General features: G+C 29.9%; 18 protein-coding genes. All 18 read right to left on the reverse strand.

All coding sequences use genetic code 11. The features are described from left to right. Positions 1-222: 222 nt before the first annotated feature. Positions 223-582 (reverse strand): response regulator, encoded by a 360-nt coding sequence (locus CLSA_RS19125; protein ID WP_022749323.1) that lies wholly within the window; start codon positions 580-582, stop codon positions 223-225. A gap of 18 nt (positions 583-600) precedes the next feature. Beyond that, a complete protein-coding gene (locus CLSA_RS19130) occupies positions 601-1,200 on the reverse strand; it encodes a chemotaxis protein CheC (protein ID WP_022749327.1) in 600 nt (199 codons plus the stop codon). Positions 1,201-1,226: 26 nt separating this feature from the next. Next, complete coding sequence (locus tag CLSA_RS19135; protein WP_022749331.1) at positions 1,227-3,269, reverse strand: chemotaxis protein CheA; 2,043 nt, start codon at positions 3,267-3,269, stop codon at positions 1,227-1,229. A gap of 13 nt (positions 3,270-3,282) precedes the next feature. After that, positions 3,283-4,050 (reverse strand): CheR family methyltransferase, encoded by a 768-nt coding sequence (locus tag CLSA_RS19140; RefSeq protein WP_022749333.1) that lies wholly within the window; start codon positions 4,048-4,050, stop codon positions 3,283-3,285. Between the two features lie 9 nt (positions 4,051-4,059). Next, positions 4,060-5,151 (reverse strand): protein-glutamate methylesterase/protein-glutamine glutaminase, encoded by a 1,092-nt coding sequence (locus CLSA_RS19145; RefSeq protein WP_022749335.1) that lies wholly within the window; start codon positions 5,149-5,151, stop codon positions 4,060-4,062. A 14-nt stretch (positions 5,152-5,165) separates the two neighbouring features. Further along, positions 5,166-5,654 (reverse strand): chemoreceptor glutamine deamidase CheD, encoded by a 489-nt coding sequence (locus CLSA_RS19150; RefSeq protein ID WP_022749337.1) that lies wholly within the window; start codon positions 5,652-5,654, stop codon positions 5,166-5,168. A 10-nt stretch (positions 5,655-5,664) separates the two neighbouring features. After that, positions 5,665-6,114: a chemotaxis protein CheW gene (locus CLSA_RS19155; protein ID WP_022749338.1), complete on the reverse strand. Its 450-nt coding sequence runs from the start codon at positions 6,112-6,114 to the stop codon at positions 5,665-5,667. 13 nt (positions 6,115-6,127) lie between these two features. Further along, positions 6,128-8,086: a DUF342 domain-containing protein gene (locus tag CLSA_RS19160; RefSeq protein ID WP_022749340.1), complete on the reverse strand. Its 1,959-nt coding sequence runs from the start codon at positions 8,084-8,086 to the stop codon at positions 6,128-6,130. A gap of 118 nt (positions 8,087-8,204) precedes the next feature. Next, positions 8,205-8,939, reverse strand: coding sequence for an aminotransferase class IV (locus tag CLSA_RS19165; RefSeq protein ID WP_022749342.1), 735 nt, complete (start codon positions 8,937-8,939; stop codon positions 8,205-8,207). A gap of 148 nt (positions 8,940-9,087) precedes the next feature. Beyond that, positions 9,088-9,726 (reverse strand): HAD-IB family hydrolase, encoded by a 639-nt coding sequence (locus CLSA_RS19170; protein WP_022749345.1) that lies wholly within the window; start codon positions 9,724-9,726, stop codon positions 9,088-9,090. Between the two features lie 837 nt (positions 9,727-10,563). After that, on the reverse strand, positions 10,564-11,757 hold the full coding sequence (locus tag CLSA_RS19175) for a pyridoxal phosphate-dependent aminotransferase (RefSeq protein ID WP_022749349.1): 1,194 nt from the start codon (positions 11,755-11,757) through the stop codon (positions 10,564-10,566). Positions 11,758-11,941: 184 nt separating this feature from the next. Beyond that, positions 11,942-12,319 carry a DUF1292 domain-containing protein gene (locus CLSA_RS19180; protein WP_022749353.1) on the reverse strand — a complete coding sequence of 126 codons (378 nt, stop codon included), beginning with the start codon at positions 12,317-12,319 and terminating at the stop codon, positions 11,942-11,944. Between the two features lie 505 nt (positions 12,320-12,824). After that, a complete protein-coding gene (nifJ, locus tag CLSA_RS19185; protein WP_022749357.1) occupies positions 12,825-16,334 on the reverse strand; it encodes a pyruvate:ferredoxin (flavodoxin) oxidoreductase in 3,510 nt (1,169 codons plus the stop codon). Positions 16,335-16,497: 163 nt separating this feature from the next. Further along, positions 16,498-16,929 carry a flavodoxin domain-containing protein gene (locus tag CLSA_RS19190; protein ID WP_022749361.1) on the reverse strand — a complete coding sequence of 144 codons (432 nt, stop codon included), beginning with the start codon at positions 16,927-16,929 and terminating at the stop codon, positions 16,498-16,500. Positions 16,930-17,079: 150 nt separating this feature from the next. Continuing rightward, positions 17,080-18,153 (reverse strand): undecaprenyldiphospho-muramoylpentapeptide beta-N-acetylglucosaminyltransferase, encoded by a 1,074-nt coding sequence (locus tag CLSA_RS19195; protein WP_022749365.1) that lies wholly within the window; start codon positions 18,151-18,153, stop codon positions 17,080-17,082. 376 nt (positions 18,154-18,529) lie between these two features. Beyond that, a complete protein-coding gene (gene recJ / locus CLSA_RS19200) occupies positions 18,530-20,293 on the reverse strand; it encodes a single-stranded-DNA-specific exonuclease RecJ (protein WP_022749369.1) in 1,764 nt (587 codons plus the stop codon). A gap of 123 nt (positions 20,294-20,416) precedes the next feature. Then, positions 20,417-20,968 carry a DJ-1 family glyoxalase III gene (locus CLSA_RS19205; protein ID WP_022749373.1) on the reverse strand — a complete coding sequence of 184 codons (552 nt, stop codon included), beginning with the start codon at positions 20,966-20,968 and terminating at the stop codon, positions 20,417-20,419. A gap of 309 nt (positions 20,969-21,277) precedes the next feature. Beyond that, entirely contained in the window at positions 21,278-24,193 is a 2,916-nt protein-coding gene (locus tag CLSA_RS19210; protein WP_022749377.1) for a DNA topoisomerase IV subunit A, read from the reverse strand. Between the last annotated feature and the right edge of the window lie 26 nt (positions 24,194-24,219).

The raw sequence follows: 24,219 nt of genomic DNA on the forward strand, positions 1-24,219 counted from the left end.
ATCAATTATAAATTAATTTAGTATATTTCTCACAATCGAATACGATAATACTTCATTAACAAATATTGCAAACTGTAAATTAATGATTTAGTTAACTAACTTGCCAAATCAATTTTAAATACCAATACCACTTTTAATTATTAATAAAAATATTTAAAAATATGTATTTAAAAAACTCAAAAGAATTTTCCTCTGATCTATGAATTGTGTATTCTAAATTGATTAACCTATAACCTTCTTAATTGCTTCTAAAACTCTATCTGCTTGGAATGGTTTTACTATGAAATCTTTAGCTCCAGCTCTTATAGCATCCATTACCATTGATTGTTGTCCCATTGCCGAACACATAACTATTTTAGCATTTGGATCGAATGCTTTTATTTGCTTAACTGCTTCAATCCCGTCCATGTCAGGCATTGTTATATCCATTGTAACAACATCTGGTTTTTCTTTTTTATAAAGGTCAACTGCAACTATACCGTTGTTTGCTTCTCCTACTACTTCAAAATCATTCTTTTCTAAGATATCCTTTATCATCATTCTCATAAATGCTGCATCATCTACAATTAAAACTTTCGCCATGTTTTTTTACCTCCAAAATTAATTTATTCCTATTGATTTTAATATTTTTTCTAATGACCCTGGCATTGGGATATAATAAAAATGCCCTCCTATATTCTCCCTTGTATCATCTAAGAATACAGTTTCAATATCTAGTATATATTCATCATATTGATTGGATTCTATAAAAGTTGTTGTCAATATTGCTCCCAACATATCGTATGCAACTGCTGGTACAGAAGGCGCAATAGCAAGATTAGTTAATTGTGCTATTGAATTCATATAGGAAGCTGATATTATATTAGCTATCTCACATAGCACAGACTTTCCCATTTCACTTTCAGGAGATTGTTTGCCCCCCATTAACTTTCCAATTATATTTTCAGCAGTACCTTTTTCAAATACTAACAAAATATTTCCTGCAATATCTCCAAGTACTCTAACAACAGTACCGGCCACTTCCTGTTCGCCATTCAAACTTAGTATCTCTTCTAATTTTATAACATTTACTGCTGGTACACTCATATCTACCTTTTTCCCTAGCAGCATAGAAAGAGCAGTTGCTGCATTTCCAGCACCTATGTTAGACACTTCTTTAAGTGCATCTAATTGTACTCCACTTAAACTAGAATACTCCATTATACCCCCTCCTTTATAGTTCGTAGTTATAATAATGCTCCTACATCTAATATTAATGTTACTAGACCATTTCCAAGTATTGTTGCACCAATATATTGATCTAAATTCTTTAATGTTTTTCCTAAAGGCTTAATTACAATTTCTTGTTGTCCAAGTAATGAATCCACTAATAATCCTATAGTCTTATCTCCTACGTTAACTATTATAACAAATTTTTTATCTGTTTTACTAGCCTCTATATCTAAAGTTTCATTTAATCTTACTAATGGAATTACATCATCTCTGTAAATAATTACTTCTTTTCCATTACTTCTCTTTATCTGTTCTTCTTTATAATCAATAACTCTATCTATAAAGCCTAATGATATAGCAAGTGTTTCTTCACCAACTCTTACAAGTAATGCTTGTATTATTTGTAGTGTAAGTGGAAGTTTAATAACAAATGTTGATCCCTTACCTTCTTCACTGATTAAATCTACAGTACCACCTAAAGCTGCAATTTTTGTCTTAACAACATCCATTCCAACTCCTCTACCTGAAATATCTGTTACTACTTCATTAGTACTAAATCCTTGTGCAAATATTAAATTCTTAATATCACTATCAGAAAGACCTTCTGTATTTATTCCTCTTTCTTCAGCCTTTGCTTTTACTCTTTCAACATTTATTCCAGCACCATCATCGATTACCTTAATTAGCGCCTTAGTACCTTCTTGATATGCAACTAATTTAACTGTACCAACAGGTGATTTACCAGCTGCAATTCTTTCTTCTTTAGATTCAACTCCATGGTCAGCTGCATTTCTTAATAAGTGAATTAATGGTTCACCAATTTCATCTATAACTGTTCTATCAAGTTCTGTATCAGCGCCTTCTATTATAAAGTTAATTTCTTTATTTAATTCTACTGATACATCTCTAATCATTCTAGGGAATCTATTAAATACAGTATCCAATGGTAACATTCTGATTTTCATTACCAAGTCTTGTAAATCTGATGTTGTTCTTCCAACCTGTTCTAGTGTTTCATTTAACTCTTGTGATTTTTGAGCTGTAACTATTTGTTCAAGTCTTGTTCTATAAATAACAAGCTCAGAAACCATGTTCATTAAATTATCTATTCTTTCTAAATCAACTCTTACAGATTGATGTGCTTTCTTCATTTCTTTCTTTTGGGATGGCTTTTTATTTGTATCAGCCTTTTTTGCTTCAACTTTAGATGCTTTAGGCTCATTTTGAACTACTTTTGCTTCAACTTTTGTCTCTGCTTCTTTTTCTGATAATTCTACACTTTCTAATTCAATCAATGTAGCTTCTACTTTGGCAACTTCTGAAATGCCATTTGCAATAGATATTATTTCATCAACAGTGTTTTTTGTTACTAAAACAAATTTTAGTTCAAATTCAAATTCTTCATTTTCAATGTCTTCAGTTGATGGATCTGACTTTAATATTTCTCCATTATCCTCCAAATCTTTAACAATTAAAAATGCTCTTGCCGATTTAAGTAAAGTATTTTCACTTAAAGTTATTTTTAATTCAATTGAATTAAATCCTTTTTGTGCTGCCTGTTTGATTACTGATATATCATATTCATTTAACTCTAAACTTAAATCTTTATTTGCTATAACATTATTTTCTGAAGTTTCTGTTGTAGACTCGGAAACATTGTTGTCAGCTTGTTTATTTCCATTATTCTTAATATCTGCTAACGCTGCCATTATTCCTTCTATATCAACTTTTTCATCTGAACCTTCTTGAACATTATCAACCATCTTTTCTAATGTGTCTAGACAATCAAATAATACTGTTACTACATCTTGAGTTACTTTTAACTCTCCTTCTCTAAACTCAGCTAATACGTCCTCCATTTTATGTGTAAGTTCAGCAAGATCTGTAAACCCCATAGTTGCTGCCATTCCTTTGATTGTATGAGCAACTCTGAATATTTCATTCACTTTATCTGTATCCTCTGGATTTTGTTCTAATTCTAGAAGTGATTCATTTAATGTTTGTAAATTCTCTAATGACTCTTCTAAAAACATTGACATATATTGAGATGTATCCATCTTTCTTCCTCCTTTATAGTTTTTTATAAATAAAGGTTGATGCTTTTTCAAATCCATAGTCTCTATAATTATAAATGCTCTCTGTAGCTCCTACAAATAAAAGCCCACCTTTTTTTAATGAATTACTAAATTTTTTATAAATTTCATTTTTTGTGTCGTTATTAAAATATATAACTACATTTCTACATACAATTAGATCAAAACCATTATCATATGAATCTAATATTAAATCATGTTTTTTAAATGTTATCATACTTTTTATCTTTGAGTCTATATAATACTTATCGTCTCTTACGCTAAAATATTTACCCAAATCTGAAGTTGACATGCCTTTTATTTCATTTTTTGTGTATTCTCCAATTTTAGCCTTCGAAAGTATAGTATTATCTATATCAGTTGCAATTATAGTATGTCTTCCTAATGGTGCTATTTTATTTAATATTATTCCCAAAGTATATGGCTCACATCCAATTGAACATGCTGCACTCCAAATTTTTAAATTTGAATTACTTGGCAATAATTCTTTTAGAATTTGCTTTTCTAATTCAACGAATAATTCAGGGTTTCTAAAGAATTCAGTAACATTTATTGTTATGAAATCCAAAAACTTTTGTCTTTGTTCTGAGTCTGCCTTTATTACCCTTGTATATTCATCTAATGATTTTATTCCAACTCTTGTCATTAAGCTATTTATTCGCCTATTTAATTGTTCAGGCTTATATGCTGATAAATTTATTCCAAGCTCTCTATGTACCCATTTATGAAATTCATTAAACTCCATATTTCCTCCTTATACCCCTTTTGTTATCTGTATTATTTTATTAGCTATTTGATCAAGCGGAACTACAAAATCTACTTTTCCTGTTTCGAATGCGGCTTTTGGCATGCCATAAATTGTACATGTAGATTTATCTTCTGAAATTGTTATCCCGCCATTATCTTTTATGTTCTTAGTACCATCTGCACCATCTTTTCCCATGCCTGTTAGGATTACAGATAGCAGATTTCCGCCATAAACTGTTGTAGCTGAATTGAATAATTTATCTACTGCTGGTCTTACTCCCCATATAGCTGGCTCTTGATTTAAATGAATTAAATTATTAGTTCCAACAATCATATGCCTTCCACCTTTTGCAATATATATTGTATCTTTACATATTTTCATTCCCTCATCAGCTTCAACTACTCTCATATTACAAGACTTATTTAATCTTTCTGAAAACACTTTTGTAAATCCCTCTGGCATATGTTGCACAACAAAAACCGGAACCCCTAAATTTGCAGGTAATTTAGTCAAAACTTCTTGAAGTGCTTTAGGACCTCCTGTTGATGCTCCAATAACAACTGAATCTATCTTTTTATTCTTAGGTATATCTATAGAAACTTCTTTTCTTATATAAATCTCTTTGTCTATATTTTTATAACTAGTTTCATATATCATATTATTCCTTGTTTTACTAGTAGCTAGTTTAATTTTCGCACTATTTGTTATACTTTTTATTTGTTCTATCAAATTTTTTTGGACTTTTATTATATCTAATGAAATACTTCCTGATGGCTTAGTTACAAAAGAAATAGCTCCGTTATCCAAACACTCTAACGTAATCTCTGACCCCTCAGTTGTTGCACTACTAAGCATAATTACAGGATAACTTTTACCTAATCTTTTCAATTGTTTAAGTGTTGAAAGCCCATCCAAATCCTTCATCTGTACATCTAATGTGATAAGGTCTGGATCATATTTATCTACTTTCTCAATCAATTCTCGTCCATCTCTAAATTTAGCTACAACTTCAAAACCTTCTTCAGATTCAATCATATCCGAAATAGCTTTTCTCATAAAGGCCGAATCGTCAACCACTATAATTTTAATTTTATCCATCCATATCACCCCTTTTATAATTCAATAATTCCCTGTCCTACAACTTTAAGAATTACTTTTCCATCACTAGCATTAAGAATCATAGTTCTTCCTTTATTGCCACCTGTTTCTTCAGCTATTATTGGAATGTCTTCATTTTTCAACGCTTTCTTTACTGCTTCACTATTTCTTTTTCCAATATCACTTATAATGCTCTTATCAGAAAAATTAAACATTGATGCTCCACCTGCAATTTTAGCTATTATATTTCTTTTATTACATCCTTTCTTACTCATTTTTTCGATCAAGATAGGAATTGCTAAATCTGCAAATTTCATAGGGTTTGTAGCGGCTTTAAATTGAGTACTATCAGGAAGCATTATATGTGCTAGTCCTGCTACTTTAGTGGTTTTATCATATAATCCTATTCCTATACAGGAACCAAGACCTATTGTCATTATAGTTCCTGGATCTAGCACTAAATTCAAATCAGCTATTCCAACTTTTATTTCTGTACCTACCATCCTTTACCCCCTAAAAGATTTTATCTTCATCCTCTGAAGATAAAATCTTTTCTAAATCTAATGATATAACTATATTATCTTCTAATTTTATTAATCCATTAATATATTCTCTTTCTATTGTACTTGTTATTGATGGTGTAACTTCTATCGAATCACTATTAACATCTCTAACTTCATACACATTTTCAACAATAATACCAAATTTCTTTTCTTCTCTCTTTATAACTATAATTTTTCTATTTTCATCCTCCTTATCTTCACCTAATTTAAATTTTCTTGATAAGCTTATTATTGGTAGTATACTCTGCTCGTAATTTATTACTCCCTTTACAAATACAGGTGATTCTGGAAGAATCGTTGGTTCTTGATAACCTAAAATCCTTTCAACTTCCTTTATATCTGTTGCATAATGTTCTCCATTCAATCCAAATATCAGCATCTTAACGTCATTACTTGCCATACTATTTACCCTCCTACAAAATAAATTTATCAATTGTTATTTCATCAAATTCATCGACATAAGCCTCTATATTTTTAGATGAAACATCTAAAACAATTTTCTTTTCCCCAAAACAAAAAACTGTATTATTATAAGCTACATCAGCTGTTATACGTCCTTTTGCTGGTACTTTTAAAACTGTAATTATTCCAGCTTCGCTTCCTACTGTTTTTATTTTTATTTCAGAGCCCGCAGTTAATACACCGCCTCTACAAACAGCATTTTCATTAGTAAATTCTATATTATTTAATGATTTTATATTAGAATTATATTGACCTTTCCCTTGTACATAAACACTTCCAGATGATTCTATGGTAGAGCCTTGTACATATTGAACATAAATATCTGCTGGTATTACTTCTAAAAGTTCCATTGTTTCAATCTCATGTTCTAAAGTTTCCTCAAAATCTTCTAATTCTACAAATCCCTTTATTTTTAACGGTCCCATTCCAATTAATTTATTTATTATAAATGCTGTCATATCAAATTCATGAAATCCTTCAGATAAATTATAATTAAAAATTTCCTTAGATAATTTTGATAAAGCTTTAAATTTATTTTCTATTAAAATTTTAATAATTTCTCCATCAGATTTTTTATCTAATAAATTAGATGCTTTTATCTGTTTTCCGAAAAAAATCAGATCAATTATATTTTTTTTATACTTTAATAAATTATCTAAATATTTTTTTCTTTCTATATTTTCGCATCCAGTAATAATAGTTGACTTAATTACATTTCCACCAATCACTATCTGGCCTGCTGCTTTAATTTTAGCCGTATCTACATTTTTCACCACAAAAACTTCATTACCTGATATAACTTCCATGCTCTCACATACATTTCCGCCAACTTCTATATTTCCCACAAAATTTATATTTCCTGTTTGTAAATTAACATCATCTACTTTATATAGCTTATTTACGCTAAAAATACCAGCTCTAAAGCATGGCTTTCCTTCTATAGTAGCAATTATTTTATCATCTTCAAGTTTGCATCCTGAACCAATTTTAAATGTTAATTTACTAGCCAATTCTTTTTTAATAGGACTTCCAAATATATCTGTTCCATCTTTACCTATTTTACCTGGAATTTTTTCACCTATAATATCTCCTGCTTTTGCATGTGCTATTAAATATCTGTTTCTATAGTCTATTTTTTCCTCTAGATCATTATATTTCACTAATTCATCTGATTCTTTAAAAAGTACTCTTATCTCTTCAGATATATCATTTTGCACAGGTAAGCCCTTTGCTACTAAAACATTATTAACCTCATTTTCATTGCATACTTTCCTTAATTCTTCCTCTATAATTCCATATTTAATTCCCTTAGCGCTTAATATTTCTTTTAATTCACTTACGCTATATTGAGGTACATGAATTTCGTTAGTCACTTCTTTTATAAGAGTTAAATTCTTGCAATATCCTTGATCAATTAATCGATATTCATATTTTGGAATAGATTTTATAGTTATATATGCTTCCATATTATCTTTAGTAATATATATATTCGCATTTCTAATTGCATCTACTTCTTCAAATTTATACTCTATTTTATCATTAACTGTTACCGGAGTAATATTACCACATTTTTGGTCGTTAATAAACAAATCTACTCCTTCACATGACTTTATTGTAATTATGTCATTGCTTTTTTCAAAATCCTTTATTATTATTTTCCCATCTTCTACTCTAGCACCGAACGCTTCTTCATCTGTTCCTTGTTTACTTAATTCGATAATTTCATTTTTATCTATATTTATATCATTCTCTGTCTCATCAAGTAATACTTCTATTTCTATTTTTCTTTTAAAAAATCTCTTCTCTTCTTTTTTTATTATATATTTTATAGATTCCTTAGAAATAGATAGTTGATTTGATGCTTTTTGAAGACATTGATCCAATGATGCTGAAGAAAATATTAATGCCATAACACTATCCCCCATAAAATATGTTCTATTTTAAGTATACCACAGCATAACTGAATTTTATATTCATTATTTTATTAATATTTATAATTTGACAATAAATATATACACTTCTTTTTAATCAATGACATTTTATGTATTTTTTAATCTCATTATCATATTCCTTCATAAAATTTATTATAATATCATTCTTTTGATTTAATTCTACATTATCAACCTTATTTATTGGTAATACCTTTGGTGATGTGCCTGAAATAAACATTCCATCAAGCTTATTTATTTCATCATATCTATATTCAACTTCTTTCACTCTAATCCCAAGTTTCTCTGCAATCTTTATAATTTCACCTCTTGTAACACCTGGTAAGACCGCCTTTGTTGGTGATGTTAACAATTCTCCATCTTTAACCATGAATATATTAGATTTGCTTCCTTCTGTTATATATCCATTTCTATCAACTAATATAGCTTCAAATGCATTACTAGCTGTTATTTCCTTGCTAACCTTTTCCCTGAAATTATCATTAACTATCTTTGCATTAGGATTTTCTCTCTCCCCAAAGTATAGTATGGTTTCAACTCCATGCTCATAAAGATCTTCTGATGGATACGAATGTTGTATAAAAAATACCCTTAATACTTTTTCATTTATTCCATAAGTTAGTTTTATATTTCCTTCTGTTTTATTTTCTGATTGTATTAACCTATTTATTTTCGCACTTATTTCATCATACTTTAATGTAAATTCTTTATTAATTAGTTTAAACGAGTTTTTCATCCTCTCTAAATGATTTTCTAAAAAAATGGGTTTACCATCAATGACTCTTAAAACTTCATAAATTATTTTATCTTCCATTCAATATTCACACCTTTTCTAAATTACTATCAAAAAAATAATAGACAAGTGACATTAATCTATTTTGCACCATATTAAGCTAATAGATAAACTATAAGCATAATATATTCTTCATCCTTGATCTATTATTTTTTATATGCCTAAATATTTATTTCCAATTTAATATTTCTATATTATGATTTTTTTTATAATTTATCAAATATGGTTTTCCAACTAAATCTAATAATGGTTTATCTGATAATGAATCTGAAAACATATATGATTCTTTAAAATCCACTTCTATGTTTTCACTCTTAAGAAATTCTTTTAATCTCCTTACTTTTTCTTCTCCTTTACAGTTCTCACCTTGCATTTTTCTTGTGAAAACTCCATCAGTAAAGTCAAACCTAGTACCTATTATTTTATCCACTTCTTTTATAGCATAAAATTCATTTATATAAAACTCTGGTGAAGCAGAAATCAAATATATATCATACCCTTCGCTTTTTAATTTTTTCATCATTTTCAGTGCATCTTCATATAATATTGTTTGCAATTTTTCATCATAGAACTTTCTTACAAGATCAGCCAAATCTTTTTCATGAATTTTATCTATAAATTTCAAAAACGTTTCTTTAACTTTCCTTTCATCATATATCTTCAATCCATACATAATACCACAATATATAGCTCTTGGTAAAAAACGTATGTTTTTTCTATCATTTTTTATCATGTATTTAAACAATTCCATTAATGTTTCTTTTTTAGTAATAGTATAATCTATATCAAATATTGCTAATTTCTTCAAAGCAGAATACCATCCTTTTTATTTTTATTTTTCTATAGATATCCATTTTATAAATCACGCCTCTATTTTGAATATATATCAAAAATAGAAATAGAGGTCATTCTTTTATGTAATAATACCTCCAAAAATTTTTATATCTATAGTATAAGCTATTATTTTATTTTTTATTGACCCAAAATAATAAGAGCTATTAATTTTTACCTTTTAATGATAAAAGAATTTGCCCTTGTAATTAAATATTTTTTCTTATATTTAAAATTTTATAGCTATACATAATCTATACGAATATAAATTTACAATGACTTATCAATTATGAAATTTCAGTTAGTCACATTTACGACATACTACAAAACAATCCATATGCGTAAGGTTAATTCAATAACTTCTATGATATATGTTAAATATTAAAAAATACAAAGTCATTTATAATTGAAATGTATTAATTTTTATCAGTTGACTGTATTATAATGGGTTAACCTTACGCCTATGGATAAACAAACTACGAACTAGATTTAAACTTCAAAATATATTCATGCCATAAAGAAAGGGGACTATTTTACGTAGTGTTGCGTTGATAATTTAGCTGTCTGTATTTCTTAAGTAGAAGTTGTTCCATTCTTGCTTGTGACAAAAGTGAGAATCGAAATTTTACATTTCGTTCTTCGAACTTTCTCAGTAAGCGCTTGCCTTGAGAGCATGCTGGAATGGGGGCAACTTCTGCTGTTAGAAATCCACAGCCAAATTATCTAGCAACCGAGTAAAATAGTCCCACTTCTTTCGACTAGTAACCACATATTTCTAAGTCACAAGTTGTTTATCTATAATCAGAAATTTAAATTATTTTATTTTACTTAAGAATAAACTTATTCTATCTATTCCTTTTTTTATTATATCCATAGACGTTGCATAAGATAATCTTATATAATCATCTGAACCAAATCCAGCACCAGGTATTACTGCAACTTTTTCTTCTTCTAGTAAAACTTTTGCAAAATCTACTGAATTATTAATTTTCTGTCCGTTAAATTCGATATTTAAATAAGCAGATATGTTAACCATCATATAAAATGCACCATTTGGTTTTATTATTGAAACCTCATTTAATTTACCCAATTCTTCTACCATGAAGTTTCTTCTGTTTTCAAATTCATTAATCATATTTTGTAAATCTTCTACTGGCCCATTTAACGCTTCTATAGTAGCATATTGTGTTATAGTGTTTACATTTGATGTCATATGACTTTGAATACTAGTCATAAGCTTAGTTATTTTTTCACTTGCAGCCACATATCCCAATCTCCATCCAGTCATGGCATATGTTTTTGATACACCGTTAATAACTATTGTTCTCTCATATGCATCTTGATTTAAAGATGCTATACTAATATGTTTTTCCCCATCATATATTAATTTTTCATAAATTTCATCAGATACTATTAATAAATTATGTTGTTTTGCAAAATCTGCAATTTGTTTTAATTCTTCTTCATGATAAATAGTTCCTGTTGGATTGTTAGGACTGTTAATTAATATGGCTTTAGTTTTATTTGTAACAGACTTCTCCAAATCTGCTATTGTATACTTATAGTTATTTTCTCTTGATGTTTCTACAAAGACTGGTACTCCATCAGCTAATTTGATTAACTCTGGATAACTAACCCAATAAGGTACTGAAACTAGTACTTCATCTCCCGGATTTAAGATAGCCATAAAAGTATTAGCTAAACATTGTTTAGCACCTGTAGATATTGTTATTTGACTTGGTTTATAGTCTAAATCATTATCCTTTTTAAATTTAGTACATATAGTTTGCTTTAATTCTAGTAATCCCCCTGCTGGAGTATATTTAGTTTTTCCATCATGCATTGCTTTTATTGCTGCTTGAATTATGTTTTCAGGAGTATTAAAATCTGGCTCCCCAGCGCCAAAACTTACTATGTCAACCCCTTGACTCTTTAACTCATTTGCCTTAGCTGTAATTGCTAATGTTATTGATGGATTAATATTCTCCGCTTTTTTAGATAATTGCATTGCTTATTCCCTCCAATTTTCTATTTTTATTGTATTAGGCACATTCAAAAAATAATCAAGGCATTTTACACTTGTTATTTTCTTTCATTTGCCTATTTATATATAATTAAAATATATCATTATTGTATTAGCTTGTAAATATTATAAAAGGCCTCAGCAAATTGCTAAGACCTAGTATTTCTTATTATTCTTCGCCTACTAATTCATTTTGATAGTAATTTGATACTTTATCAAATTCTTCTTCATCAGGAACTACAAGTTCATCTCCATCAAGTCTGAAAAGATAAACTGAATCTTCTTCTGGATTTTGAGCTAAGTAATAATCATTATTTTCATATTTAAATTCATCAATTATTGGACAAGTAACTACGTTTCCATTTTCATCTTCTAAATCGATAACGAAGCTTTCATCATCTCCGCATCCACAACCACATTCGTGATCATGATCATGTCCATGATCATGTCCGCATCCACATTCATGATCTTCTTTGTGATCTCCACCACATCCGCAAGAGTTTCCTTCTCCACATCCACAACCACTTTTTTCTAAATCTTTTTCCATATTCAAACCTCCTTTTGGTTCCTCGGGCACACGAAAATAAATAACCAGCCTCATTTGTCATTGATATTTTTTCATCAGGCAAGGAGACAAATTGCCATCATAGCCAGTCTATTGGGTCAATTTACCGACATAGCATGATGAAAAATAGGCTGGCAAATAGACTTGTTATTTTTTGAATGTGCCTTAATTAATTTTACCCTTAAATGCATAAAATTAAAACCCCAAAATTAAAAATATTTTTCTACAATAAAAGCAGCTGTGCTACACACATTTATTGGCAACGCATTTCCCCATTCTATACTGCTTAACTTGCTGATGTCACTTGGTTTTAAAATTATTTTTTACATTTCCCTATAAATTTAAAAAATCCACTTCGCAGACTGTGAGTTTCGTCTATTTCTAAAAGTTATCTACTGATTTGACTGCATTATAATTTTGTAAAGAATAGAAAAGAGCAATCATTTCTGATTGCTCTTTTTGCCATAAAGGCATCTATTATTTAATACTATTGTTGATTAGCTAATTTCTTGTATCCTTCTAATCTGTCCATAGCATCTTTATGAGTCTTTTCAAATAAAGCTTCTGCTTGTTCTGGGAATGCCTTAGCAAGTGAAGAGTATCTAACTTCTCCCATTAAGAATTCCTTGAAGTCTGCTGTTGGTTCCTTAGAATCTAAAACAAATGGATTCTTTCCAGCTTCTTTTAATTCTGGGTTGAATCTGTACATTTGCCAGTAACCACATGCAGTAGCTCTCTTAGCTTCTTCTTGGCTGTTACCCATACCAATTCTTAATCCGTGGTTTATACATGGTGCATAACCAATTATTAATGATGGTCCTTTGTATGCTTCTGCTTCTGCAATTGCTTTAAGAACTTGGTTCTTATCAGCTCCCATGTTAATTTGAGCTACATATACATAACCATAAGTCATAGCCATCATTCCAAGGTCTTTCTTCTTAGTCTTCTTACCACTTGCAGCAAATTTAGCTATTGCAGCAGTTGGAGTAGATTTAGATGATTGACCACCTGTGTTTGAGTAAACTTCTGTATCAAATACAAAGATGTTTACATCTTCTCCTGAAGCTAATACATGGTCAACTCCACCGTATCCGATATCGTAAGCCCATCCGTCTCCTCCGAAGATCCATTGAGATCTCTTAACGAAGTAATCTTTTTCTGCTAAGATTTCTTTAGCAGCTTCAGTGTTAGATTTTTCTAGAGCAGCAACTAATTTTTCAGCTCTTTCTCTAGTTCCAGCGCCTTCATTAACATTGTCTACCCAATCTTGTAATTCAGCCTTTGCTGGATCATTTGCAGCTATAGCAGCTTCAGCTCTTTCTGCAATTCTTTGTCTTATAGCTTTAACTCCTAAGAACATACCTAATCCATATTCAGCATTATCTTCGAATAATGAATTAGCCCAAGCTGGACCATGTCCGTTCTTATTAGTTGTGTATGGAGTTGAAGGTGCAGATCCACCCCAGATTGATGAACATCCTGTTGCGTTAGCAATCATCATTCTATCTCCAAATAATTGAGTTATAACCTTAGCGTATGGAGTTTCTCCACAACCTGCACAAGCTCCTGAGAACTCAAGTAATGGTTGTTCAAATTGGCTACCCTTAACTGTGTTTTTATTCATTGGGTTCTTCTTAGTAGTTACTTCATCTATTAAGTAATCCCAAACTGCAATTTGATCATGTTGAGATTCTTGTGGTTTCATAACTAATGCTTTTCCTGGTGCTGGACAAATTTGAGCACAGTTTCCACAACCTGAACAATCAAGTGGTGCTACTCCCATTGCATAGAATAATGGTTCTTCAGTTTTTAATGCTTTAGCTGCAACTACCTTAGCGTCAGCTGGAGCTGCATTCTTTTCAGCTTCATTTAATAAGATTGGTCTTATAGAAGCATGTGGACATACTAATGAACATTGGTTACATTGAATACATTTTTCTGAATCCCATTCAGGAACATTTACTGCGATTCCTCTCTTTTCGAATGCTGCAGTACCTGCTTCAAATGTACCATCTTCCATTCCTACGAATGTTGAAACTGGAAGTGCATCTCCTTCTTGTCTGTTCATTGGAATAACTATATTCTTAACGAAGTCTGACTTCTTCTTAGTATCAGCTACTTCTGCATCTACAGCTGTCTTCCAAGATTCTGGGATCTTAATTTCAACAATTGATTCAACGCCCTTATCTATAGCTGCATTGTTCATGTTGACAACTTTTTCACCCTTCTTACCATAAGAAGATACAACAGCAGCTTTTAGATACTTAATAGCATCTTCAACTGGAATAATGTTAGCTAACTTGAAGAAAGCTGATTGCATTATCATGTTGATTCTTCCACCAAGACCAATTTCTTGAGCAATAGCTACAGCATTTAAAGTATAGAACTTAATGTTGTTGTTAGCTATAAATCTCTTATAGTCAGCTGGTAATTTTTCTTCTAAATCTTCTGGAGTCCAGATAGTATTTAATAAGAAAGTACAATTTGGTTTTAATCCATCAAGTACGTTGTATTTGTGGATGTAAGATTGGTTAGAACAAGAAACGAAATCTGCTTTGTTTATTAAGTATGGTGACTTAATTTCTTTCTTACCAAATCTTAAGTGAGATACTGTAATTCCGCCTGATTTCTTAGAATCATAGAAGAAGTATCCTTGAGCATACATGTCTGTATGGTCTCCAATGATTTTGATTGCACTCTTGTTTGCTCCAACAGTACCATCTGATCCTAATCCCCAGAACTTACAAGCTGTAGTTCCTTCTGGAGTAGCATCTATATCTTCAGTAACTTCTAATGAAGTGTTTGTAACGTCATCAACGATTCCGATTGTGAATCCATTCTTAGGAGCATCTTGTGCTAAGTTTGCATAAACTGCAGCAATATGTCCTGGATTTGGATCTTTTGAACCTAAACCAAATCTTCCACCAATAACTAATGGTGCATTTGCTTGTCCATAGAATGCATTTCTTACATCTAGGTATAATGGTTCTCCAGCAGATCCTGGTTCTTTAGTTCTATCTAAAACAGCAATTTTCTTAGCTGTCTTTGGAATAGCTGCTAATAATTTTTCGTTTGAGAATGGTCTGAATAATCTTACTTTAACAACACCGACTTTTTGTCCGTTTGCATTTAAGTAATCTATAGTTTCTTCACATACATCTGTAGCAGAACCCATAGCTACGATTACTCTATCTGCATCTGGTGCACCATAGTAATCGAAACAGTGATATTCTCTACCAGTTAATTTAGTGATTTCAGCCATATAGCTTTCAACTGTTTCTGGTAATTCATCGTAGAATTTATTAACAGATTCTCTTTCTTGGAAATAGATATCTGCATTTTGAGCTGTTCCTCTAGTTACAGGATGATTTGGGTTTAATGCTCTTTCTCTAAATGATTTAACTGCATCCCAATCAAGTAACTTAGCTAATTCATCATATTCTAAAACTTCGATTTTTTGAATTTCATGAGAAGTTCTGAAACCATCAAAGAAATTACAGAATGGTATTCTAGTCTTAATAGCAGTTAAATGAGCTACTGCTGCTAAATCCATAACTTCTTGAACTGATCCTTCTGCAAGCATTGCAAAACCAGTTTGTCTTGCTGCCATAACATCTTGGTGATCTCCAAATATGTTTAATGAAGATGTAGCTAATGCTCTAGCTGATACATGGAAAACTCCTGGTAACATTTCACCAGCAATCTTATACATGTTTGGTATCATTAATAATAAACCTTGTGAAGCAGTATAAGTAGTTGTTAATGCTCCAGATTGCAAAGAACCATGAACTGCTCCAGCTGCTCCAGCTTCTGATTGCATTTCCATAACTCTTACAGGTTGTCCAAATATGTTCTTTCTTCCTTGTGCTACCCATTCATCTACATGTTCTGCCATTGGTGATGATGGTGTGATTGGATATATTGCAGTAACTTCAGTAAATGCATAAGATATATGAGCTGCTGCAGTATTACCATCCATAGTTTTCATTTTTCTCATCGCGTTGACCCCTCTTTCTATTAATAAAACCTAAATTTTAAATAGTTTAAATTTTTTTATATAAGTAAGTCTTTAAAGACCACCTAATAACATATTTTTTAGCAAGTTAATTTTATTTAAGTCATATATGTACTTAAATCTATATCATACTTGTACATATATTCTATTTAGCTAGCTGCTTACCTAATTCTTTAACAAATTCCACTTGATTTTTAGTTGGTGACTCTTTAACTGCCAAATCTCCAATTACATTAAACCCATAAGAGGTCATTTCATTCTTCCATATTTCCATAAAAGTATTTTCAATCCACCCATAGGTTGCAAATAAAATGCAATCTTTATTTTTGTTTTTATCAGATAAGTTTTTTAATTGTTCTAGAAATGGTTTCATTTCCTCTTGTTCTATTTTAGTAGAATCAACTGCTGGGCTTCCAAAAGCAACAGCATCTGCATCTAGAACATCATTTATAGTTGCATCAGCAACATGCTTAACATTAACTTCTGCACCTTGTTCTCTAGCACCATCTGCCATTATGTTTGCAAGAAATTCTATGTTACCCCCACAACTCCAATAAATGATTGAAACTTTCTTCATTAAACAGCACCTCATCTTCTTGTTAAATAATTAACTTTCTCTATCATCTAAAATGAACTTACTCCTTTATTATATCTCACATAATTTTTTTTGCAAGATTTGATTGTATTTTTTGGTTTATTAAAAAAATAATTTTGTAATTTATATATACTATTTTTTTATGCTATCCATCAGTATTCCTACTATAGAGTCCACTCCATTTTGCGATTTACTACTTTCCATATTTTTTATTAATTCGGATTTTCTTTCCTTTAATTCTAAAATTTTTTCATATAATGCATTATCTTTTAGACTTTCTTCTTCCATCATCAATGAATAACCTTCCTTTTGAAAAGACTTAGCATTTAAAATTTGATCTCCTCTACTTGCTTTTTTAGAAAGTGGTATCAATAAAGTAGGTTTTTTTAAAGCTAAAAATTCAAAAATCGAATTTGCTCCAGCCCTTGAAACAATGTAATCAGCTGCTTTCATGAGATGACGCAAATCTTCACTTACATATTCAAATTGCTTATATCCTTGTCTATTCATAATATTTTTATCTAAATTTCCTTTTCCACAAATATGAATTACATTAAACTCTTTCAAAAGTTTTTCTAAATTCTTTCTTATTTCTCCATTTATTAACTGAGAGCCTAAACTTCCTCCCATAATAAATAGTATTTCCTTATTATCCTTAAAACCACATATTTTCTTTCCTAACTCTTTATCTCCAGTAAGGATTTCTCTCCTTATCGGACTTCCTGTAAGCACTCCTTTATCACCTTTTATATAATTTAAACTTTCTCTAAAAGTCACACATAGCTTATTACAAAATGGAGCTGATAATTTATTTGCAAGCCCTGGAGTCATGTCTGATTCATGAGCTACTACTGGTATTTTCTTAATAGACGCTGCAATAACAACAGGTACTGCTACAAATCCACCCTTTGAAAAAATAACATCTGGCTTTTCCTTTGATATTATTCTTGTAGCTTGAATAATTCCTTTCATAACTTTAAATGGATCTGTGAAATTTTTCACATCAAAGTATCTTCTTAATTTTCCTGATGATATTCCATAAAAAGGAATTCTATTTTGAGTTATTATTTCTTTTTCAATCCCCTCATTACTACCTATATACTTTATTTCAAATCCACATTCTTTAAGCTTAGGTATTAATGCTAGATTAGGTGTTACATGACCTGCTGTACCTCCACCAGTCATTATTATTTTATATTTATACAAACTTTATCATCCTTTCTCCACTTAAAAATAACAAATAATCGCTAATAAAATAATCTGCTTCGCAGACTGTGAGTTTGTTCTACTTCTAAAAGTTATCCGCAGATTTGACTGAATTATAATTTCCTAAAGAAGAACAAAAGTGGTTGCACCACTTTTAACTAGTGATGAATAATGAATAATTAATGATTGAAGTTGAATCTCATAACGAAAATTCTGCTAATCAAGTATAAAATTCCTTAATCATTTATTATCAATCTTTCACTATTTAATACTATCATAAGTATTAATATTGCTAAATTTAAAAAATCAAGCTTTTTTATATTTTAGACATTGATATAAATTTATCAATATTCCATCAATCATTCATCATTAATTATTATCTATAATTCTGAATTACAATCTGAATACTAATATTACCATTATATTCATTTATACTCGGATAAAATACTATATCTAATTTAACGTCATTATATACTCCATCATAAAGTTTTTGCAATTCTTCTCTTCCATATTTTTCAGTAATTATTTCTTCAAATTCTTCAATATCACTAAAATAAATAGCATCTATAATCTTACCATAAGTAGTTTTTAATTTAAGTTTCAATACATTTCTATTTTTACCTAGTATAGAAGCTTTAACTACATTAATATTTTTTTCCCCAAATAAAGGTTTAGAATTTGCTTTTCCAAAAGGCTCTAACCTTTCTAAATCTTCTATCAATTCATAGTCTATCGAATCTAGTGGAAGTACAGAATCTATAGTAACTTTTCTTAATAAATCATCATCTTTTAAAATTGTATTTTCATTTAATCTTCTTCTAAACTCATCTATATTCTTTTCTTGAAGTGAAAATCCTGCTGCCATTGGATGCCCCCCAAAGTTATCCAATAAATCTTTGCATTTCACAAGTTCTTCAAACATATTGCATTCTTCTATTGACCTTCCAGAACCTTTTGCACCATTTTCAGATTTAGTTAATATTAAAGTAGGTACATTATACTTTTCTCTTATTCTTCCTGCTATTATTCCAGCTAAACTTTCATGGATATGAGGAATATAAATAACAAACACCTTATCATTTATCATTCCATTACTCTCAACAATTTCTACTGCATCTTCAACGCCCTTCATTGTCATATCTTTTCTTTCCTCATTAAGCTTAACTAATTCTTTTGCCAATGCAGTTGCTTCTGACTCTTCATTTGCTAATAATAATTTCAATCCTTTTTTTGCACTATCAAGCCTTCCTGATGCATTTATACACGGTCCTATTATAAACCCCAAATGATAAACTGATAACTTTTTTTCTTGCATCTCACACTCTATTATCAATTCTTGTAAACCTAAATTAGTAGTATTATTTATTTTTTCTAATCCTTTTTTAACAAAAATTCTGTTTTCATCTATTAAATCTACGACATCACATACAGTTGCAATTGCTAGAAATTCTATAAGATCATAACATTCTTTTTTATCTATGCTAAGCTCATCGTAAAGTACTTCTACAAGCTTAAACGCTACTCCCGCTCCGCACAATTGCTTGAATTTATACTTACATTCATTTTGCTTTGGATTTATTATTGCATCTGCCTCAGATTTTATAAATATCCTATTTTCATTTTTCTCAATAAATGGTATATCATGATGATCTGTAACTATTACAGTCATGCCTAATTCCTTAGCATATTTTATAGGTTCTATAGCTGATATACCATTATCACAAGTCAATATAGTATCTACTCCGTCTTTTTTTGCTTCGGTTATTATATTTTTATTTATTCCGTACCCATCTTTAATTCTATCTGGTATTTCATAATCTACATTTGCGTTGCATCTTTTTAATGCTGTATATAAAATATAAACACTCATAACTCCATCCACGTCATAATCGCCAACGATTCTAATCTTTTTATTTGAGTCTATTTTATTTCTTAGTATCTCTACTGCTTTTTCTATATCCTTCATTTCTCTTGGATTACGAAGTTTATCAATTGATGGATTTATGTAACTTTTTATCATTTCATCATCAACAATATCTCTATTTACAATTAACTTGCTCATAAGTTCGGTAATACCATATTTAGCAGCCATATATTTGTAGTCTGCTTTTTTATTCTTAATAAACCATCTTTCTGCCATCTTTTCTCCTCTCGCAGCACACCATAATAACACCTCCGAAATATTAAATTTCGGAGGTGAATTATTTTAACTCTAAAAATCATTTTAACTTACAACATGTATATTCTATAATTCAATCGTGCATTAACGCATATACATATTATATAGCATTCCAGATGCAATTCCTTCTACTTCATGAACATATCCTAATTTTTCTAATAACTTATAAGAAAATGCCATTGCTGTTGCTGGTCCTCTACTAGTTATTATATTACCATCAACAACTACAGCTTCTTCTAAATATTCACAATTAGGTAATTCATCTTCATATCCTGGATAAGAAGTTATATTTCTACCTTCAGTAAGTCCTGCTCTTCCAAGTACTATCGGTGCTGCACATATTGCTCCTATTAATTTTCCCTCTTTATTTTGTTTCTTCAGAAATCTTATTACTCTGTCATCATCTCTTAAATTTGTTGCTCCTGGCATTCCCCCTGGAAGTGCAACCAAGTCATATTTCATATCCTCATCAAAAATCTTATCAGCTTCAACTACAACTCCATGGCTCGATTTAACTGTCTTTCCACCAATTGAGACTAAATCACAAGTAACATCAGCCCTTCTTATTATATCTGATATAGTTAGAGCTTCAACTTCCTCAAATCCTTCTGCTAATAACACACATACCTTCTTCATAACAAATCCTCCTTAATTTAAACAATGAGGATATTCTAAAATTGTACTTTTAGAACATCCTCATTCTACGATCTTATAATTATATTTATAGTTTTATTATAACTCATTTATTTAATATCTTCCATATTTTTTACTGTTTATATTTTTATAACTAAAAACATAAAAGAAATAAATACTATATAAAATGTTATTAGTATAATTTATAATACATTAGAGTAAACTTAACCAATATAGAAGTACTACCGAGCTTTCTGTTTACTTTAATATAACTCAAACAAAAATAATTTATTATTTTTTATATAACAAAATTTAATTTAAAGTCACATCTTTAATTTCATCATCGAGTACAAGCATCATTACATTAGTACCTCTACCTGCTCTATTTTGCAATTTTATATCATTGATTTTAACTAAACATTTTTCTTTTTCTGTAGATGTCAAAATCACTTCTACTTTTTGTGATGATAAACTTATGTGATTGTCTTCTCCACTAATATAATTACTATTATATTTTCCAAAGATAACTTCATCTTCATCTCTAAGGCTTATTCCTGTAACTCCTGAAGCCATTTTTCCCATAGCATTAACATTTTCAACTGGGAATCTTATCCCCATTCCCTTTTTAGTTATCATAACTAAATATCCTAACTTTAATCTATTTATATCAACTGAAACAATTTCATCGTCTTCAAATTTAAACTTATAAAATCCTTGTCTAAAACAATCTCCCTCAAAGTCTTTTAATAAAGTTTTCTTAACCATTCCTTTTTTAGTGAAAACATATATCCCTAATTCTTCTTCATAAGAATTTGTTGAAAATAAACTTATTATTTTTTCATTCTTTTCTAATTTTCCCAAAAAGAATTCTAATGGTATTTCCCCTGCTATAATGTTCTTCATTAAAAATACTGGAACTTTATATACATTTCCTTTATTACTAAATAACAATAATTCTTTTAACGAATCTGTTCTTACTTTTAAAGGATCTTCTTTAAATCTTTCATAAGCTTTTAACTTACATTTATCAGTAATCCCAATTGTCAGTTCAAAATATTCAAGCTCATTTGTATCCTGAACTTCAATAACTTCATCATTGGGAGAAAGATTAAACAATTGAACTGGCAATATATTTCTAGTTGCATTTTCAAGTTTAGGTACTTCAAGAGTAAACTCTAATCCTAATTTACTTTTAACCCTTAAAAATCCTTCTTCATCTTCAATATCCTTAATTGATATATCAATAAGCTCATCTCCATCTCTCAGTTTTAAAGCCTGAAGCTTAGTATATGAAGTTTGGAATTTATCTAACGAGCTTTTCTTTATTCCTCCACTTTTAGTTATAAATCTAAAGACCTTACTTGGATTTAAATTATCTATTGATATAACTCCAATAACTCTTTCTTTCTCAAGATCTAGTGTCTTAATAATCTCATCTAATCTTTCACCTTTTTCTTTCCATTTTAATTCTGGAATATTTATGCCTTTAGTTTGATACATAAATCCCTTATCAGTGAATATTAACAAATTATCTTTAGTATTAGATTTGATTATATATTGTAATGAATCACCTTCTCTATATTCAATATCATCCGTATTTGAATTTGATCTATTATAATTTTTAAGAGGCAATCTCTTAATAAATCCTTCTTTAGATATTGTAACAATAATTTCTTCAACTACAATTAATTCTTCAACATCAATTTTGCTCTTCGTATCATCCGCAATTATTGCAGTTCTTCTTTCATTACCATATTTTTTTGCAATTTCTTTTAATTCATCTTTAATTACTTTTAAAAGTTCATTTTCATGTGCTAATATCTTTTCTAACTTTTTAATCAATTTAGCTAGCTCTGCATATTCTTTTTCAAAAACTTTAATTTCAAGGCCTGTTAATCTATATAACATTAATTCTAGAATAGCTTGAGCTTGAGGTTCAGTGAATCCAAATTTGCTAATTAAATTATCTGAAGCATCCTTTTTCGATTTTGAACTTCTAATCGTTGCTATAACTTCATCCAATACATTTATAGCCTTAATGAACCCTTCAACAATATGATATCTCTTTTGGGCTACATCTAACTCTCTTCTTGTTCTTCTAGTTACTACTTCTTTTTGATGCTCAACATAATATTTTATAATAGCTTTTAAACTCATAGTCTCTGGCTTGCCATTTGCAAGCGCTACCATATTAAAGCTTATATTGCATTGTAAATCAGTTTTCTTGAACAAGTATTTTAAAACTTTTTCTACAGTATCTTCATCAGCTGCTTTTTTAAATTCTATAACAGCTCTTATTCCGTTTCTGTCAGATTCATCTCTAATGTCTGTTATTGATTCTAAAGCTTTTGAATGCTTTTTATCTCCTGTCATTTCAGATATGGTTTGAAGAATTTTTGATTTATTTCTTCTATAAGGGAATTCGGATATTACTATACCAAACCTTCCATTTTCCAACTTTTCTATAGAAGTTTTAGCTCTGCATGCAACTTTTCCTTCTCCTGTTTCATAAGCTGACAACAAAGAGTTTTGTCCAATAAGAATACCACCTGTAGGTAAATCCGGTCCTTTTATATGACTCATAAGTTCTGAAGTTGTTATTTGGTTGTTGTCTATATAAGCCAACACACCATCAGTTACTTCATTTAAATTATGTGGTGGTATATTAGTTGCAAGCCCAACAGCTATTCCAAAAGTACCATTTACTAAAAGATTTGGATATCTGCTTGGTAGAACTCTAGGCTCCATCTCACTATCAGAATAGTTAGGAATCATATTGACAGTGTCTTTTTCAATATCTCTTAGCATTTCCATTGCAATAGGCGCAAGTCTGGCTTCTGTATATCTCATTGCAGCAGCACTATCACCATCGATTGATCCCCAGTTACCATGTCCTTCTATAAGTGGTGCTCTAGTTGAAAATTCTTGAGCTAAAATTACCATAGATTCATATACTGATGAATCTCCATGAGGGTGATATTTACCTAAAATATCTCCAACTATTCTGGCAGATTTATAGTATGGTCTATCTGGAAATGCCTTAAGCATATATGCTCCATATAAAATTCTTCTATGTACAGGTTTCAATCCATCTCTAACATCAGGAAGTGCTCTTTCCTTTGCAACCTCAATAGCATATGGTAAATAATTTTCTGGCATTGCTTCTTCTAAAGGAATGCCAATTATATTATTATCCTTAGGTATAATATTATCATTTTTTTTTGCCATAATCTTCTCCTTTTTTAGGCACATTC

The sequence above is a fragment of the Clostridium saccharobutylicum DSM 13864 genome (assembly GCF_000473995.1).
Lineage (GTDB): Bacteria > Bacillota > Clostridia > Clostridiales > Clostridiaceae > Clostridium > Clostridium saccharobutylicum.

Excerpts from the sequence above, each read along its gene's own strand:
- CLSA_RS19125 (WP_022749323.1), bottom strand. The coding sequence starts at position 582 with ATGGCGAAAGTTTTAATTGTAGATGATGCAGCATTTATGAGAATGATG.
- CLSA_RS19130 (WP_022749327.1), bottom strand. The coding sequence starts at position 1,200 with ATGGAGTATTCTAGTTTAAGTGGAGTACAATTAGATGCACTTAAAGAA.
- CLSA_RS19135 (WP_022749331.1), bottom strand. The coding sequence starts at position 3,269 with ATGGATACATCTCAATATATGTCAATGTTTTTAGAAGAGTCATTAGAG.
- CLSA_RS19140 (WP_022749333.1), bottom strand. The coding sequence starts at position 4,050 with ATGGAGTTTAATGAATTTCATAAATGGGTACATAGAGAGCTTGGAATA.
- CLSA_RS19145 (WP_022749335.1), bottom strand. The coding sequence starts at position 5,151 with ATGGATAAAATTAAAATTATAGTGGTTGACGATTCGGCCTTTATGAGA.
- CLSA_RS19150 (WP_022749337.1), bottom strand. The coding sequence starts at position 5,654 with ATGGTAGGTACAGAAATAAAAGTTGGAATAGCTGATTTGAATTTAGTG.
- CLSA_RS19155 (WP_022749338.1), bottom strand. The coding sequence starts at position 6,114 with ATGGCAAGTAATGACGTTAAGATGCTGATATTTGGATTGAATGGAGAA.
- CLSA_RS19160 (WP_022749340.1), bottom strand. The coding sequence starts at position 8,086 with ATGGCATTAATATTTTCTTCAGCATCATTGGATCAATGTCTTCAAAAA.
- CLSA_RS19165 (WP_022749342.1), bottom strand. The coding sequence starts at position 8,939 with ATGGAAGATAAAATAATTTATGAAGTTTTAAGAGTCATTGATGGTAAA.
- CLSA_RS19175 (WP_022749349.1), bottom strand. The coding sequence starts at position 11,757 with ATGCAATTATCTAAAAAAGCGGAGAATATTAATCCATCAATAACATTA.
- CLSA_RS19180 (WP_022749353.1), bottom strand. The coding sequence starts at position 12,319 with ATGGAAAAAGATTTAGAAAAAAGTGGTTGTGGATGTGGAGAAGGAAAC.
- nifJ (WP_022749357.1), bottom strand. The coding sequence starts at position 16,334 with ATGAGAAAAATGAAAACTATGGATGGTAATACTGCAGCAGCTCATATA.
- CLSA_RS19190 (WP_022749361.1), bottom strand. The coding sequence starts at position 16,929 with ATGAAGAAAGTTTCAATCATTTATTGGAGTTGTGGGGGTAACATAGAA.
- recJ (WP_022749369.1), bottom strand. The coding sequence starts at position 20,293 with ATGGCAGAAAGATGGTTTATTAAGAATAAAAAAGCAGACTACAAATAT.
- CLSA_RS19205 (WP_022749373.1), bottom strand. The coding sequence starts at position 20,968 with ATGAAGAAGGTATGTGTGTTATTAGCAGAAGGATTTGAGGAAGTTGAA.
- CLSA_RS19210 (WP_022749377.1), bottom strand. The coding sequence starts at position 24,193 with ATGGCAAAAAAAAATGATAATATTATACCTAAGGATAATAATATAATT.